Origin of the sequence: Paenibacillus sp. EKM211P (assembly GCF_011066175.1) — a bacterium.
GTDB classification, from domain to species: Bacteria; Bacillota; Bacilli; order Paenibacillales; family Paenibacillaceae; genus Paenibacillus; species Paenibacillus polymyxa.
Genome location: NZ_JAAMNS010000016.1, coordinates 77,921 through 92,198 on the forward strand (window position 1 = coordinate 77,921; position 14,278 = coordinate 92,198).

Here is a 14,278-nt window from a genome sequence, read left to right on the forward strand (position 1 = left end):
TGGAAAGATGAGCATTTCGATGATATGGGCTATGGCACAAAATGGTGTGATTGGTCGGGATAACAGTCTTCCTTGGCGCCTTCCCAGAGATATGGCCTTCTTCAAAGAGCAGACGATTAATAAAACAGTACTCATGGGACGCAAGACGTGGGAATCCTTTGGCGGGAGAAGCCTACCAAACCGCCGCAACGTCGTTTTGACTCGAGATGAGAGCTATCAGGCGGAAGGTGCAGAAGTGATCTATACACTGGAGGAGGGGCTCCAACTTGCACAGCAAGAAGAGCTAATGGTCATTGGCGGAGCGGAGATTTATTCACTGTTTTGGCCACATGCGGATCGACTGATTGTGACTCGAATTGAGGAGACTTTTGAAGGCGATACGACGTTTCCTGAGCTGGATTGGAGCGGCTGGACTATAGTCAGTGAGACGCCGGGTATCAAGGACGACAAAAACTTGTATGACTACCGTTTTGTTGTTTACGAGAGAACAGAATAACATACAGGAATTCAACCTAGCTCATTTGAAAAATTAATAAACCATATAAAAAATCCTTTTGGCTGTAGATGCAGAAAGTTGCATAAGTTTTCATTACTTTTACGCTGTATTGTGATACAATAAATCAAATTCAATGAGAACAGACCCTTTCATAACACAAACAGACAAGTTCGAATTTGATTAGAATTCTGAATGGATGATCGGGGTTCATAAGCGAAGAGATGGGGGAACGTAACATGTCTACACCAACTGGATTTATGGAATACACACGACAGCTTCCTACAGACCGGGACCCGGCAGAGCGTATAAAGGATTGGGAAGAATTCCATAAGCATATGTCTGAAGAAGAGCTGCGTACCCAAGGGGCGCGTTGTATGGACTGCGGAACTCCTTATTGTCATACGGGGATGGATCTCATGGGAGCAACTTTAGGCTGCCCAGTTCATAATCTTATTCCGGAATGGAACAATCTCGTATATCGTGGTTTGTGGAAGGAAGCGCTAGATCGGCTGCACAAAACGAATAACTTTCCAGAATTTACGGGTCGTGTCTGTCCTGCGCCATGTGAAGGTTCATGTACAGTTGGCCTTATTGGGGAGTCTGTTACCATTAAGACAATTGAGGAAGCGATTATTGAAAAAGGCTTTGAGGAAGGTTGGGTCGTTCCTAACCCGCCGGAAAAACGTACAGGCAAACGAGTGGCTATTGTTGGCTCGGGTCCTGCGGGATTGGCTGCGGCAGCACAGCTTAACAAAGCAGGTCACAGCGTGACAGTGTATGAGCGTGCAGATCGTGTAGGTGGGTTACTGATGTATGGAATCCCATCCATGAAGCTGGATAAGAAGGTTGTACAGCGCCGTGTAGATTTGCTGGAGGCTGAAGGTATCCAATTCATCACGAATACGGAAATCGGCAAGGATATCCCTACTGAGCAACTGATTGCTGACTATGATGCAGTTGTGCTATGCGGTGGATCTACAAAGCCGAGAGAATTCAATATTGAAGGCAGCGATTTGAATGGTGTCCATTATGCTATGGATTATTTGAATGGCACCATCAAGAGTTATCTGGATTCCAACCTCGAAGATGGCAACTATTTGTCCTCCAAAGGTAAGGACGTTATTGTTATCGGTGGCGGTGATACAGGTTCGGACTGTGTAGCTACTTCTTTGCGGCACGGTTGCCGGAGTGTCACTCAATTTGGCACACACACCAAAGCTCCGCTGGAACGTGATCCGATTGCGAATCCTTGGCCGCAGTTTCCGAATGTGTACTCTCTCGATTATGCACAGGAAGAAGCGAAAGCGTTGTTCGGTGAAGACCCGCGTGAGTTCTCCATTATGACAACCAAATTTGTGGGTGATGAGAATGGCAATCTGAAAGAACTACACACCATTCAAATTCAACGTATTGTTGATGAAACTGGACGTAAAATCTATCAACCAATTCCAGGTACGGAACGCGTATTCCCGGCACAAATTGCGCTGATTGCAATTGGATTTGATGGGCCTGAGCAAACGATTGTGAAGGAAATAGGTTTGGAAACAGACCGTCGCTCCAACGTTAAGGCTCGTTATGGGAAATATGTGACGAATGTGGATAAGGTGTTTGCTGCGGGTGACATGCGCCGCGGACAAAGTCTTGTGGTGTGGGCAATTAATGAAGGCCGAGAAGCAGCACGTGAAGTTGATAAATACCTCATGGGTGCTACTGTTTTGGTATAATTATAAATTTTTATGTTACGTTACGAATCAAGTAAAGGCTCCATCTTAGGATGGGGCTTTATTTGTGTTTAAAGCTTTATCACTAGTCATTGTTGAAACCAATTTTCTAGTGAGGTATACAAAACGTTGTAAATTCAATGTTATATAAATTAACTTAAAATTAACTTTTTAATCATGTAGTTGTTATCTAAAATAATCATAACATAAATAAGGATGGCTTGTGTAGCCTTTTCAAAGAAAAATACATTTATTTTACAAAATAATTAGATGAAAACTTGAATTGTGTAATATAAATTAACATTAATATTACACAAGTTTGCTAATAGTGCAGTTTTATTTTGGGTTTTCTATATTTATATTGCTTTAAAAGGAAGATGACATGATCTTTTCCAAGGTTACATAAAATCATGACCTGAGAGAATCATGATATCTATGGTATAATAGACGTACATTGTTGAAGCGCTAGACTAAATGAATTTACAAAGGAGCTTTCGCCGGGAGAAGGCTCCTTTTGCATGAGGCCGGGAACCTGTGTTTTCATTTGCGTTCCATGTATATCTATGATTCATGGAGGAGAAACAGAAGGCCGTCAGGAAGGAATGGAATGAATGAAGACGTTGATTATTGCTGAGAAACCAGATATGGGGCGGACAATTGCCGCTGTTATGGAGCCGCGTGCTAAAAATAACCGTACCTATTTGGAAGGGGAGAAATACATTGTAACCTGGGCGATCGGTCATTTGTTGGGTCTGGCTGAGCCGGATGCTTACGATGCTAAGTACAAACGATGGAATATTCAAGATCTTCCGATTATCCCTGAACAATTCAAAATCGTACCTAATCCGAAAACAAAAGATCAGCTAAAAATGATTGGTGAGCTGGCCAAACGCTGCAATGCTATCGTGAATGCTTGTGATGCTGGACGGGAGGGGCAATATATTTTTGCGTTAATTCAGCAGCAGTTAAAGCTACGACAGCCGGTTAAGCGATTGTGGATCTCGGACTTGACGGCGGAAAGTATTGCGACAGGCTTTGAACGATTGCGAGATGCCTCGGAGTTTGAATTCCTGACTCAAGCTGCGCGGGCACGAAGTGAAGCAGACTGGCTGATTGGCATGAACGCCTCCAGAGCGTTCACAACACGACATAACACCTTGCTGTCGGTAGGACGGGTGCAGACTCCCGTGTTGGCACTAATTCATGATCGAGAAAAGGAAATTGAAGCATTTCAGTCTCAAACCTTCTATGACGTATGGGCTGAGTTCAAGCAAGATCAGATTAAGTACAAAGGGGCATGGCAGGGTGATCGGCTGACGAATCCGGAAGAAGCTGAGGGGATCGCTGCGGCGGTACGCGGAAAAGAGGGTAAAATTACCAAATATGATACAAAGCAGACAAAGGAGTATTCTTTTAAATTATACGATTTGACGCTGCTTCAACGCGAGGCGAATGCCAAGTACGGTTATTCGGCTAAAAAAACGCTGGATGTGGCACAAGCGCTTTATGAGCGTCACAAGGTCATTTCCTATCCGCGGACCAACTCTAATTATGTGACAGAGCAGAATATAGACGGCATGCATAAGGCATTACGGATGCTGGGGACAGGCCCTTATGCTGATCTGGTACAACAAGCAAACCCTAATTTGGTCCATAAACAGAATAAATCGGTCTGCAATCCGTCTCGTGTTGAGGATCACCATGCTATTTTGCCGACGTTAAAAAGGCCGGGAACGCTAAGCAAGGAGGAACAAAATGTATATGACCTGGTTATTCGTAGGTTTCTGTCGCATTTTTTTCCGCCAGCTGAATATAAAATGCATACCGTAATGACGCAGGTGGACAAGCATCTGTTTAAAACTAATATTAAGGAGCTTCTGTCCTTGGGATGGAAAGTGGTTTTGAGTAAGGCTGATCAGGATAAAGGTAAAAAAAGCAAAACATCCAAAAAAGAGGATGAAGAGGAAACGGACGAGTGGACGGACAAGAAGTTTGAAATTGATGCAGGGCGTCCGGTAGATTGTGTGCGCGCTGAGATGAAAGAAAAGGCGACTCAGCCTCCTAAAAGCTACACGGAGGGCACATTGCTTAAAGCGATGGAAAGCGCGGGCAAGCAGATGGAGAATGAGGAATTACGCGAGGTTATGAAGGATGCTGGCTTAGGTACACCTGCGACACGGGCCGCTACAATTGAACGATTAAAGAAAGTCGGCTACATTGAAATGAAGGGCAAAAAGATTCTGATTACGGATAAAGGAAAGATGGCTATTAACCTGATCCGTCATGCCGGGGTAGATCTATTAGCTTCACCGGAGATGACAGGTCAATGGGAACGCCGTCTTCATCAAATTTCCAAGGGTGAGGCAGCTCAGGAGAAGTTTATGGATAACGTTAAAAGATTTACGTTGTCCATCATTGATAAGGTAAGGCAGCAGCCACCTGCTCCCGCAAATGCCTTTGGCGAGGAGGCAAGGAGTAATCGCTCGGGAGGAAAGACGAACGCCCGCGGCGTAGGTACGAGTGGACGTGCCACCACCGCCAAAGGAAGAGACCGCACAGCATCAGGAGGCGGTAGCAGTGCAGGAAGTGCTGCGCAAAAGCAAGCATCAGCGCCAATAAATCGCAGTTCGACTACAAAAGCAGTGCGGAGCTCATCTGATGGACAGTCAGATACTTCAGCGAGCCAAAGGCAGGCGTTAGGCAGCTGCCCGTGCTCCAATTGCGGTGGAAGCATTATTGAAGGCCGCAAAGGGTATGGGTGTAGCCACTTTAAGCAGGGCTGTGGTTTTGTCATTTGGAAGGAATATGCGGGCAAGCAGATTACCGAAACGATGCTCAAGTCCCTGCTCGCCAAGGGGCAGACGCAATTGTTGTCTTTTAAACGTAAAGATGGATCGACCGTCAAAGCGCGGATTGTTCTGGATGTGCCAGGAACAGGACAACTTAGCGTTCGTGAGGATGCCTGAGATAGGAGCATCAACAAAAAAGGACCCTATCCGAGGGTCCTTTTTTGTTGATGCAATTGTATGCTTTCGTGGATCACCCGTGGCACTTCTGTTAGCTTCTGTATAGTATACATCACAGAGTTCACGTTTTTTTGCAATTCAACCATATTGTAAATCCATTCTTTGGGCTGCTTAAGATACACAGCGTGAATACCTGCCGCCAGGGCTGGAGATACGTCGGTGCGTAAAGAATTCCCAATCATCCAGGTGATGCTTCGGTCCAAGCGATTCATTTGGATGATTTCTTCCAGTGCATCTACATTTTTATGCTGGCGAATGTAGATACGGTCATCAAAGTAAGTAGCCAGCTTCATTTGTTCAATCTTTCTTTCTTGAATGACCTGCTCACCCCCAGTGTAAAGATGAAGGGAATGCCCTGCTTTTTGGAGTGAATTTAACGTTTCGGCCATACCTGGATACGGTTCGATTTCCTGCTCGTACACACTTCGGCCAAGCGAGCGAAGCTCCTGCTCTTCCCGAGAATCCGTACGGCGTCCAAATTGTTCCGAGAAAAACTGGTACGTATCTATTAGGGATTGTGGAAAATGCTCGCTGGCAAAACCCACCTGATGAACTCCAGCCACATCAATTTCGATTTGTTTTTCACGGATCGAATTTCTCGTTAGGTTATGAGCTGCAAACCATTCCTGAAGCAAATCGAAAAAGTGGTTGAGAATAAGATCGAAATACTTGTTGCAGTGGACCAAAGTGTCATCAAGATCAAATAAAATGTGCTGCTTCGGATACGACATGATGCATACTCCTTCCAAGCCAAAGCTTTAACGGTGTTCGGTTTATAACTAAGTTGCGATTCAAATTACAATCCAATATAGGATTCCAAAAATACCTGCAAATCAGCCGCACCGTCGGGACGGATGCTGAATTTTTCCTTGTGATAGCGTCCAATGTGGATGCGGAGCAAGCCAGCCACACGCAAAATCATCATATCAGACATAAGTGTATCTTCCAATCGGCTTAAATCATGACGCATGTCTTCAAGAGACTTAGGACCTTGAGCTACATAACGCAAAATGCGCAGTCGTTGCGGATCATTGACAGCACGAGTAAGCCGTAGTAGAAGCGTAGGCGGTTCTTCCTCACTCTCCTCGGGAATATCTACCGGATACTGGATCAGCAGTGTACGGGTATAAAAGCAATATGAATTAATTGGACGATTATGGACGACCGGAAACAGCACCACTGTATCGAGATCTTCCATATGTGGGACGACTAGCCCGGCTGTTGCATATTCAACAAGTGCTTCCGGTTCCATTTTACTTAACAGCATGCGCTTTTCCGCAGCGTCTTCTTCTGCCAACACACGCAGTTCGCCTTCCAAGGTCCGAAAATAATCACGATCCCACAATCTGAGGAGTGGTGCATATACCTTACGAATGCGTAAAGATTCTTCAAAGGTTAAAAAAGGAATATGCGGAACAAGCAGCTCAAACATATCCTTGTCCGGTCCGTGATCCAAGTAAGAAATATAGTCGGATATTTCATCTGATTCCGGTCGAAGCAGCGCCCAGGCATAGAGTGCGTCATAATCGCTAAAAGGGCAATCCTGAGCTGTAGCAAGCTCAGTACGAACTTCTTGTTGTAGTCGTGCATCCACCTTGTCGATCCATTCATGGCCCAAGTCCATATCTTGGACCCACTTTTTAGTTACATAGGCCATAAAGCTGCCGAGCAATTCATAAATTGGAGAAGTGTCTATTTTAATTTGATAACTCATGGAACCAAATGCCTCCTATTCTGTCTTCTAGCCCAGAGCGGTGAACGTAAATAAAGCCCGTCCATAAGCAAAACATGAGCATTTTGAAATTGCCCACTTATTTATTATGGCTTGTTCTGCCGGGCATTGTCCACTATAATATGAAATAGTGCGTTGTGACGTGAACTTGGTCGGATTGAACATACGAGGCTCACCAAATGGAGTCGGATACATACCAGACTAGCTCTATCCGTAAAATCGTCATCTCAGATGGCGATTTTTTCTTTCTCTCTTTAATACACTAAAATTAACGCTAAAAACATCTTAATATGTAATATACCGATTTTTCAGATGGTCATGGTATACATCGTGATAAGAATTATTATTGATTATGGTATCAAATGCAAATCATTTCTAAGCATTCATTTTATGATGTTAATAATTTAATTGTTCGGGCAGGAGGAGCTAGGATGTCGTCGTCGTTACGTGTTCATTATTTTATTTTAATTGCAGTTATTATTGTTGCTGGATTATGTCAGGGTTTGCTATTACCTATTTTGTCGATTTCTTTGGAACAAATGGGTGTTTCGTCTTCGCTAAACGGAATGAACGCGGCTGCACTGTATATTGGTTCATTTGCAATGACACTGGTGGCTGAACGGACTTTGGGATGGCTGGGGTTCAAAAAGCTGATGGCCGGTGGTCTTGTGCTTGTGCTCATTACGCTGCTGCTGTTCCCGCTAATTCCTGATATTCGGATTTGGTTCGTACTGCGTCTGCTCGTAGGTATTGGAGACAGTGCGTTGCACTATTCTGCGCAGTTGTGGATATTGCTAGTAACTCCACCAGAGAATCGAGGCCGCAACATTTCCTTTTATGGTATGTCTTACGGTCTGGGTTTTGCATTAGGCCCATTGGGATTATGGCTACTCGATTATGGAATGCTGGTTCCATTTGCTGCGTTGGCTTTTTTGTGCTTGCTTGTGTTGCTGTTAGTGTTAATCAAGCTACCTGACTCCAGACCGGAGAAGCAGGAAACTGAGGCGCGTCCCGCACAAAGATTCCGACGCAGCTATAGCTGGGCATGGTATGCTCTGTTGCCTGCATTTCTATACGGTTATATGGAAGCGAGCCTGAACAGTAATTTTCCAGTCTATGGCCTGCGTATTGGCTTCCATACCGATGAAATTGCTGCTTTGCTGCCTTTCGTTAGTTTGGGAGGCTTAGTGTTGCAACTGCCTTTGGGTATATTAAGTGACCGTTGGGGACGTAAAAAAGTGCTAATGAGCGTAGGTATAGCGGGAGGATTGACCTTTATGTTGCTACCCTGGAGTGGTAATCATTTTGTGTTCACTTTGGTATTGCTGACCATCGCAGGTGGATTGGTAGGCTCCTTTTTCTCACTTGGTTTGGCCTATGCAGCTGACCTGTTGCCCAAATCATTTTTGGCGGCTGCAAATGTGCTGGCATCCTTTCATTTTAATCTGGGAAGTGTGGTCGGACCTAATATTAGCGGAGGGTTGCTGGACATTGGAACTCAAGGCAGCATGTTTCTAGTTCTTGGAGGTAGTTACATTGTTTTCGGATTGTTGGGTCTGTTTTCCCGAAAAAGAGTACCGGCGGTTTAAAACTGCGGTTTGCATGGTATTTGTTTCACAATTACTATAAAATATAAACATGTATTGATGGCGGACAAAGGGGAATCATAGATGATTAAAATTCGGAAGCTGACCAAGCACGTGGGGCCTGAACGTACCCCGTTGCTTCGAGGGATTGATGCTGAAATTCATCAGGGTGAATTCATTGCTATAGTGGGGCCAAGCGGAAGCGGTAAAACGACACTTCTTCGCTGTCTTGCTTTACATGAATCTTGGGAAGAAGGCAGTTTAATTGTAGGAGGCAATGATGTACTGAAATCCGGGTGGACAGGCAAGATGAAATTAAAGCGCGAATGGGCATATCTGGAGCAAAATCCGCATCTTAATATGAATCGGACCGCTCTTAAAAATGTGCTCATTGGCAGGTCGGGTCAGACCCCCTGGTGGAGAATGGTTACTGGTATGGTGCGTTCCGACGATTATATGGGAGCGATGGACGTTCTGGAGGATCTGGGTCTGCTGGATAAGGCGCATGATAAATGCGACAAGCTCAGCGGCGGCGAACGGCAGCGGGTAGCCACAGCGCGTGCTCTCGTTCACGGAGCTAAGGTTATTTTAGCTGATGAGCCTGTAAATGGACTTGATCCTGCCTCAGCAGCGCATGTACTGGAAACCTTTCGCAAGCTGTGTTCTGACGAACGAGTAACAATCATTACTGTACTGCCGCTGGAAATGGCTGAACGTTTTGCTTCCCGAATCTGGGGGCTGAATGAGGGCGAGCTGGTGTTTGATATCCAGGGAAGACGATTGACACAGGCAGAAAAGAACAAATTGTGAAGGGGACGGCAAGAGAAGTGAAAAAAATGCTGTTGAAAATGGTGGCGTGCTGCTGTTCCTTGCTGCTCCTTGCTGGATTACTAAGCGGCTGTAATGTGATTAGCGATCCGATTTCGCTGATGCAGACACCAACGATGTCTGATGAGAAACAACAGCTGAATGGAGCAGTGAATACGCAATTAGGGGCGGTACAGCCTTTAAGGCCGAATGATCCGGATGATCCTACGCCAATTCGGACGGGAGATTTGAATAATGATGGTATAGATGAAGCGGTGCTCTTTTATGAAACACCAGATGAGAGTGTAAAGATACATGGTGCCTTGTTTGAAGATCAGGGCGGCACGTGGGTAAAGAAGCTTACGTTTGATGGGGAAGGCACGGTGTTGGAATCATTTAAGCTTGTGGATTTAACCAATGATGGTACGCTTGATATTGTAGCAGGTTTTTCGAGCGGAGACAGTGGTGAGAACGGGGACCAGAAGGGCCTCATCGTGTACTCTTATACTGGAGGAACATTGGAAAAAATATATGCAACGGGCTATACGGACTTCGTTGTAGACGATTTTAACCATAAGAAGATGGATTTGAACGGGGACAATCTGAATGACTTGACGATTATCTTGCTCCGTCGTAATGAATTTTTTACCGTGAAAACATTCCAGTTCAGCGGAGGGACCTTTAAGGAGATCGGATCGTTGGAATTGGACAGTCAGGCTTTAGGCGTCTACAATGTCGTCGCTGGTAAGGTAGCCCAAGGTAGGCAAGGGATCATTATTGATACAAAGATTGCCGAGACAACTACGGTTTCCAATGTTATCGTGATGGATCACGGCAAACTCAGAAAGCTCAATCTTATGGATGTTACCTTTAAGGATGCTACCATCGCCAGTGGTGATGTGGATGGTGACGGTATTCTCGAATTTGGGAATTTAGAGAAGCCTAAAGGTTGGAGCAACAGGCCGCTGGATGAAGTTCCTTATTTTGTATCGTTCTATCAGTGGGATGGGGCCAAAGGGACGATTTTCAAGCAGCAACAGTATCGTGATTCTAATGAACAGGTCTACTTCAGACTGCCGAAAGAGCTGCATGGCAAGGTGACTATTGATCCGAAGGTTTCCAGGAAAGACAGCTATTTGCGGTTCATTCTGGATGATACAGACAAAACAATAGCGGAAATTAAATTTTTCTCATTGTCACAATGGGAGCGAAACAATGAAGGCTATAGCCAATTGTGGCGAACGAACGCACAGGTAATTGGCATTAAGCGATCCAGCGAGCTGGAACCACGTAAAACCATTAAAAACAAGATGGGGGAAAGGCAGGTAGAATAGAGTGAGTAAAGTTTTAATCATGGAAGACGAGGAATCGATCCGTAGCTTTATCGTTATTAACTTGAAACGTAACGGTTTTGAGGTGCTGGAGGCGGCAGATGGGCATGAGGCTCTGAATATTTTGAACACGGTACGGGATATTGATATCGCGCTGCTTGACGTGATGGTGCCTGGGATGGATGGTTTTGAGGTTTGTCGGAGAATTCGGGAAACGAATGAGCGTATTGGCATTATCTTTCTGACAGCCAAGGTACAGGAACAGGATAAGGTGTATGCCTTGTCTGTAGGGGCTGATGATCATGTGAGCAAGCCTTTCAGCCCAACAGAGCTGATTGCACGTATCCAATCGTTATTGCGTCGGGTAAATGTACATCGTGAAACAGCAGCCAAGGTGTCTTTCCAATCCGGTCCGTTCACGCTGGATTTGATAGCTAAGCAATTTAAGAAAAACGGGCAGCTGATCGAACTGACACCGACAGAGTTTTCGCTGATTCAGTTTTTTCTGGAGAAAGAAAATACGCCGCTTAGCCGAGATGTGCTACTTGACCACGTATGGGGCAAGGAATATATGGGCGATCCGAAAATTGTAGATGTGAATATCCGACGTCTGCGGCAGAAAATTGAAAACAATCCATCCGAGCCGGCTTTCTTACAAACCGTGTGGGGACATGGATATAAATGGAAAGGTCAGTCTCAATGATCAAAAAGGGGATCCGCCGACAGATTGTGCTTCACTATTTTTTCGTAGTGTTCTTGGCGCTTCTGTTAGTAGAAGTCATTTTTATGTTTGCACTCCGGTCGTATTATTACGACTCCATTTACAAACACATCGAAAGCCGTATCGAATCGGTAAGTGAATTTGCATCCAAATTCAAAGAGCCAGAACAGTCTTTGCAATCGTATTTGTTGAATACATTTTCTCTGCCCTTCACTGAATTACAATTGCTTGATGAACAGGGAAATGTAATTGATAACTCGACAAATTTTGCTGCGGATCTAAGTGTGCAAACCAGTGATGTGACACAAGCCTTAGCTGGAGATACGGGCAAATGGATCGGAAAGCAACCCGGCACGGGACAGCAGGTGATGGCGGTATCTCAGAAACTGGACAATATCGTCGGAGATCAGGTGTATATTATCCGGTATACGACTTCGTTGGAATTAGTAAATGATAAATTATTCATCATTACATTATTTTCGGTGGGAATCATGGCAGCTGTACTGATTATTGTATTTATAGTAAGCACAGGGCTTGCCAATTCCATTGTCAGACCGATTAACAATATTCGCGATGTATCTGCTCAGATGGCACAGGGGCGATTTGATGCACGTATCAAAGGCGATTATCGCTATGAACTGGGTGAATTGGCATCGACGTTGAACTACATGGCACAGGAGATTGTCCGAACCAACCAAATCAAGGATGATTTTATTTCTTCTATTTCTCATGAGCTGCGTACTCCGCTTACTTCGATTAAGGGCTGGAGTGAAACGTTAAATTCTGGCGGATATGACCCGGAAGAGACGAAAATTGGGATGCAGATTATTTCCAAGGAAACGGATCGGCTGATTGGCTTAGTGGAGGAAATTCTCGATTTTTCCAAACTGGAGCAAAATGCCATGAAGCTCGTGATGGGAACAGTTGATCTTCGAGAGCTTTTGCAGGAAATTATGCTGAACGTATGGGCAAAGGCAGAAATGAAGCAGATCAAGCTTCAACTGGATTCCGAGGAAACGGCTTATCTCGTTCATGGAGACGGTAACCGTCTGAAGCAGGTATTTTTGAACATTGTAGATAATGCTATCAAGTTTTCGCATGAAAGCTCGATTATTTATCTGTCTCTTCAACGCATTAAGGGTAATATCGAGATATCGGTACAGGATACAGGGATTGGGATTAGTGAGGAAAACCTTGCCAGAGTAAGGGATCGCTTTTTCCAGGTAGACCACCAAAATGGGGGGACGGGTCTGGGATTGGCAATATCGCAACAGTTTGTTGAGCGTCATCACGGTCAGATGCTCATTAGAAGTGAATTGGGAGCTGGAACCACCATTACGGTTTCATTGCCTGCTCTGCAAGCAGAGTCAGCCGTGGAACTACCACAACTCTCGGAAGGGCAAATTTAGAGTCAGTTGTAAGAGGTAATAAAAAAACAGCCAGTCCTCACTATATTGGAGGGCTGGCTGTTTGAAATTTTAGGGAGAGTTATGAAGTAAAGCCTTCTGCACGCAAGCGTGTGTTACGCTCATAGGCTTCTTTTAGCATACGTGTAGTTTGCGGCCGTACTGCCATTTTACCAAATACTGTTTCATTGGGTCCGATAACCATAATTTCGCTCGGATTACCTTTAATCACAGCACCATCACGAATCACAGCACCTTCACCGATAATGGCATGCTCAATATGCACGTTGCGCCCAATACGTGTGTCGGGCATAACGATACTTTCCTTGATGGATGAGCCTTTTCCCACCTCGACGCCACTAAACACTACAGAGCGCTCAATTTGGCCTTCTACTTGGCAGGAATCATGCAGGAGGCTGTCCAATGACTGCATTTTACGACCAGGCACCTTTTGCGCGCTCAGCCTTGTGCGGCGTTCACGTGTATACATCGGCCAGTCTTGACGCTGAAGGTCAATTGCGCAATTTTCATGGAGCAGGTCCATGTGGGAGTCCCATAGGCTTTTAACTGTACCTACGTCTTTCCAGTAGCCCTGGAATTCATAAACGTATAGAGATTCTTGGTCCGCCAGCATTTTAGGTATGATATCTTTGCCAAAATCATGACTGGATTGAGGATCCTGTGCGTCTTCCAACAGGTAATTTCTTAAGTAATCCCATTTGAAAAGATAAATCCCCATAGAGGCCAAATTACTTTCGGGTTTCTCCGGCTTCTCTGCAAATTCAGTGACACGCAGATCTTCATCGGCGCTCATAACACCAAAACGGTGTGCTTCATCCCAAGGAACCTCCATGACAGAAATGGTTGCCGCAGCTCCTTTTTCCTTATGGTAGTTCAGCATCTCGCGATAATTCATATAGTAAATATGATCACCGGATAAAATAAGCACATGCTCTGGATTTTGGCTGTCAATATATTCGATATTCTTATGAATAGCATCTGCCGTTCCTAAGTATTCAGCGTTACCTGTATTATAAGATGGAAGCAGGGTAATTCCTTTGTCATCCGTTTTTGTAAGGCCCCATGGAGTCCCATCCCCAATATGTTCGTGCAAGGATTCCGCCTCATATTGCGTCAGTACACCTACAGTATCAATGTTTGAATTTACGCAATTACTGAGAGGAAAATCGATGATCCGGTAATGACCGCCAAAAGGTACGGCGGGTTTTGCAATCGTTGAAGTAAGGGGAGCAAGACGGCGTCCCTCTCCGCCTGCCAGCAGCATGGCAATGCATTCTTTATTAAACATTTCGTTTCCCTCCCGGTTTAGTTGTCTGTTGTAGTACATACATAAACGGTATGGGGTACTCTTGAAACCATCAGGTATATAAGATTCCCCAAAAACTAAGGTTTATTTTTTTCCTAGTCATTTTTCTGTTCATTGTGGCTAGA

The 14,278-nt window shown here is 44.8% G+C and carries 11 protein-coding genes; 8 read left to right on the top strand and 3 right to left on the bottom strand.

Going from position 1 to position 14,278, the window contains the following annotated elements; translation table 11 throughout:
- Positions 1-7 precede the first annotated feature (7 nt).
- The 3 genes from G9G57_RS20300 to G9G57_RS20310 all read left to right on the top strand — a co-directional run bounded on the left by G9G57_RS20300 (position 8) and on the right by G9G57_RS20310 (position 5,183).
- A complete protein-coding gene (locus G9G57_RS20300) occupies positions 8-496 on the top strand; it encodes a dihydrofolate reductase (RefSeq protein WP_025365020.1) in 489 nt (162 codons plus the stop codon).
- A gap of 236 nt (positions 497-732) precedes the next feature.
- Complete coding sequence (locus tag G9G57_RS20305) at positions 733-2,220, top strand: glutamate synthase subunit beta (RefSeq protein WP_164965479.1); 1,488 nt, start codon at positions 733-735, stop codon at positions 2,218-2,220.
- Positions 2,221-2,828: 608 nt separating this feature from the next.
- Positions 2,829-5,183, top strand: coding sequence for a type IA DNA topoisomerase (locus G9G57_RS20310; RefSeq protein ID WP_102998001.1), 2,355 nt, complete (start codon positions 2,829-2,831; stop codon positions 5,181-5,183).
- Positions 5,184-5,209: 26 nt separating this feature from the next.
- On the opposite strand, the gene G9G57_RS20315 is transcribed toward G9G57_RS20310, so the two are convergent.
- Together G9G57_RS20315 and G9G57_RS20320 are read right to left on the bottom strand one after the other, a co-directional pair.
- On the bottom strand, positions 5,210-5,974 hold the full coding sequence (locus G9G57_RS20315) for an HAD family hydrolase (protein ID WP_031461575.1): 765 nt from the start codon (positions 5,972-5,974) through the stop codon (positions 5,210-5,212).
- A 65-nt stretch (positions 5,975-6,039) separates the two neighbouring features.
- Positions 6,040-6,957 carry a hypothetical protein gene (locus tag G9G57_RS20320; RefSeq protein WP_017427725.1) on the bottom strand — a complete coding sequence of 306 codons (918 nt, stop codon included), beginning with the start codon at positions 6,955-6,957 and terminating at the stop codon, positions 6,040-6,042.
- A 449-nt stretch (positions 6,958-7,406) separates the two neighbouring features.
- Between G9G57_RS20320 and G9G57_RS20325 the strand changes: the two genes are divergently transcribed.
- The 5 genes from G9G57_RS20325 to G9G57_RS20345 all read left to right on the top strand — a co-directional run bounded on the left by G9G57_RS20325 (position 7,407) and on the right by G9G57_RS20345 (position 12,829).
- On the top strand, positions 7,407-8,564 hold the full coding sequence (locus G9G57_RS20325; protein ID WP_102998004.1) for an MFS transporter: 1,158 nt from the start codon (positions 7,407-7,409) through the stop codon (positions 8,562-8,564).
- Between the two features lie 81 nt (positions 8,565-8,645).
- The gene (locus G9G57_RS20330; RefSeq protein ID WP_031461573.1) at positions 8,646-9,371 is read left to right on the top strand and encodes a phosphonate ABC transporter ATP-binding protein; all 726 of its coding nucleotides are present in this window, start codon (positions 8,646-8,648) and stop codon (positions 9,369-9,371) included.
- Positions 9,368-10,702 (top strand): hypothetical protein, encoded by a 1,335-nt coding sequence (locus G9G57_RS20335; protein ID WP_164965480.1) that lies wholly within the window; start codon positions 9,368-9,370, stop codon positions 10,700-10,702. Before G9G57_RS20330 ends, G9G57_RS20335 begins: the two co-directional genes overlap by 4 nt.
- 1 nt (position 10,703) lies before the next feature.
- Positions 10,704-11,402 carry a response regulator transcription factor gene (locus G9G57_RS20340; RefSeq protein WP_016820715.1) on the top strand — a complete coding sequence of 233 codons (699 nt, stop codon included), beginning with the start codon at positions 10,704-10,706 and terminating at the stop codon, positions 11,400-11,402.
- Entirely contained in the window at positions 11,399-12,829 is a 1,431-nt protein-coding gene (locus tag G9G57_RS20345; RefSeq protein ID WP_102998006.1) for a sensor histidine kinase, read from the top strand. Before G9G57_RS20340 ends, G9G57_RS20345 begins: the two co-directional genes overlap by 4 nt.
- Before the next feature lie 79 nt (positions 12,830-12,908).
- Here the strand turns inward: G9G57_RS20345 and G9G57_RS20350 are convergent, their stop codons facing one another.
- Positions 12,909-14,135, bottom strand: coding sequence for a glucose-1-phosphate adenylyltransferase (locus tag G9G57_RS20350; RefSeq protein ID WP_017427730.1), 1,227 nt, complete (start codon positions 14,133-14,135; stop codon positions 12,909-12,911).
- Positions 14,136-14,278 lie beyond the last annotated feature (143 nt).

What these genes read in the sequence shown, in the direction of transcription:
- G9G57_RS20320 (WP_017427725.1), bottom strand. Translation starts at nt 6,957, where the DNA reads ATGAGTTATCAAATTAAAATAGACACTTCTCCAATTTATGAATTGCTC.
- G9G57_RS20315 (WP_031461575.1), bottom strand. Translation starts at nt 5,974, where the DNA reads ATGTCGTATCCGAAGCAGCACATTTTATTTGATCTTGATGACACTTTG.
- G9G57_RS20345 (WP_102998006.1), top strand. Translation starts at nt 11,399, where the DNA reads ATGATCAAAAAGGGGATCCGCCGACAGATTGTGCTTCACTATTTTTTC.
- G9G57_RS20305 (WP_164965479.1), top strand. Translation starts at nt 733, where the DNA reads ATGTCTACACCAACTGGATTTATGGAATACACACGACAGCTTCCTACA.
- G9G57_RS20325 (WP_102998004.1), top strand. Translation starts at nt 7,407, where the DNA reads ATGTCGTCGTCGTTACGTGTTCATTATTTTATTTTAATTGCAGTTATT.
- G9G57_RS20310 (WP_102998001.1), top strand. Translation starts at nt 2,829, where the DNA reads ATGAAGACGTTGATTATTGCTGAGAAACCAGATATGGGGCGGACAATT.
- G9G57_RS20350 (WP_017427730.1), bottom strand. Translation starts at nt 14,135, where the DNA reads ATGTTTAATAAAGAATGCATTGCCATGCTGCTGGCAGGCGGAGAGGGA.
- G9G57_RS20330 (WP_031461573.1), top strand. Translation starts at nt 8,646, where the DNA reads ATGATTAAAATTCGGAAGCTGACCAAGCACGTGGGGCCTGAACGTACC.
- G9G57_RS20300 (WP_025365020.1), top strand. Translation starts at nt 8, where the DNA reads ATGAGCATTTCGATGATATGGGCTATGGCACAAAATGGTGTGATTGGT.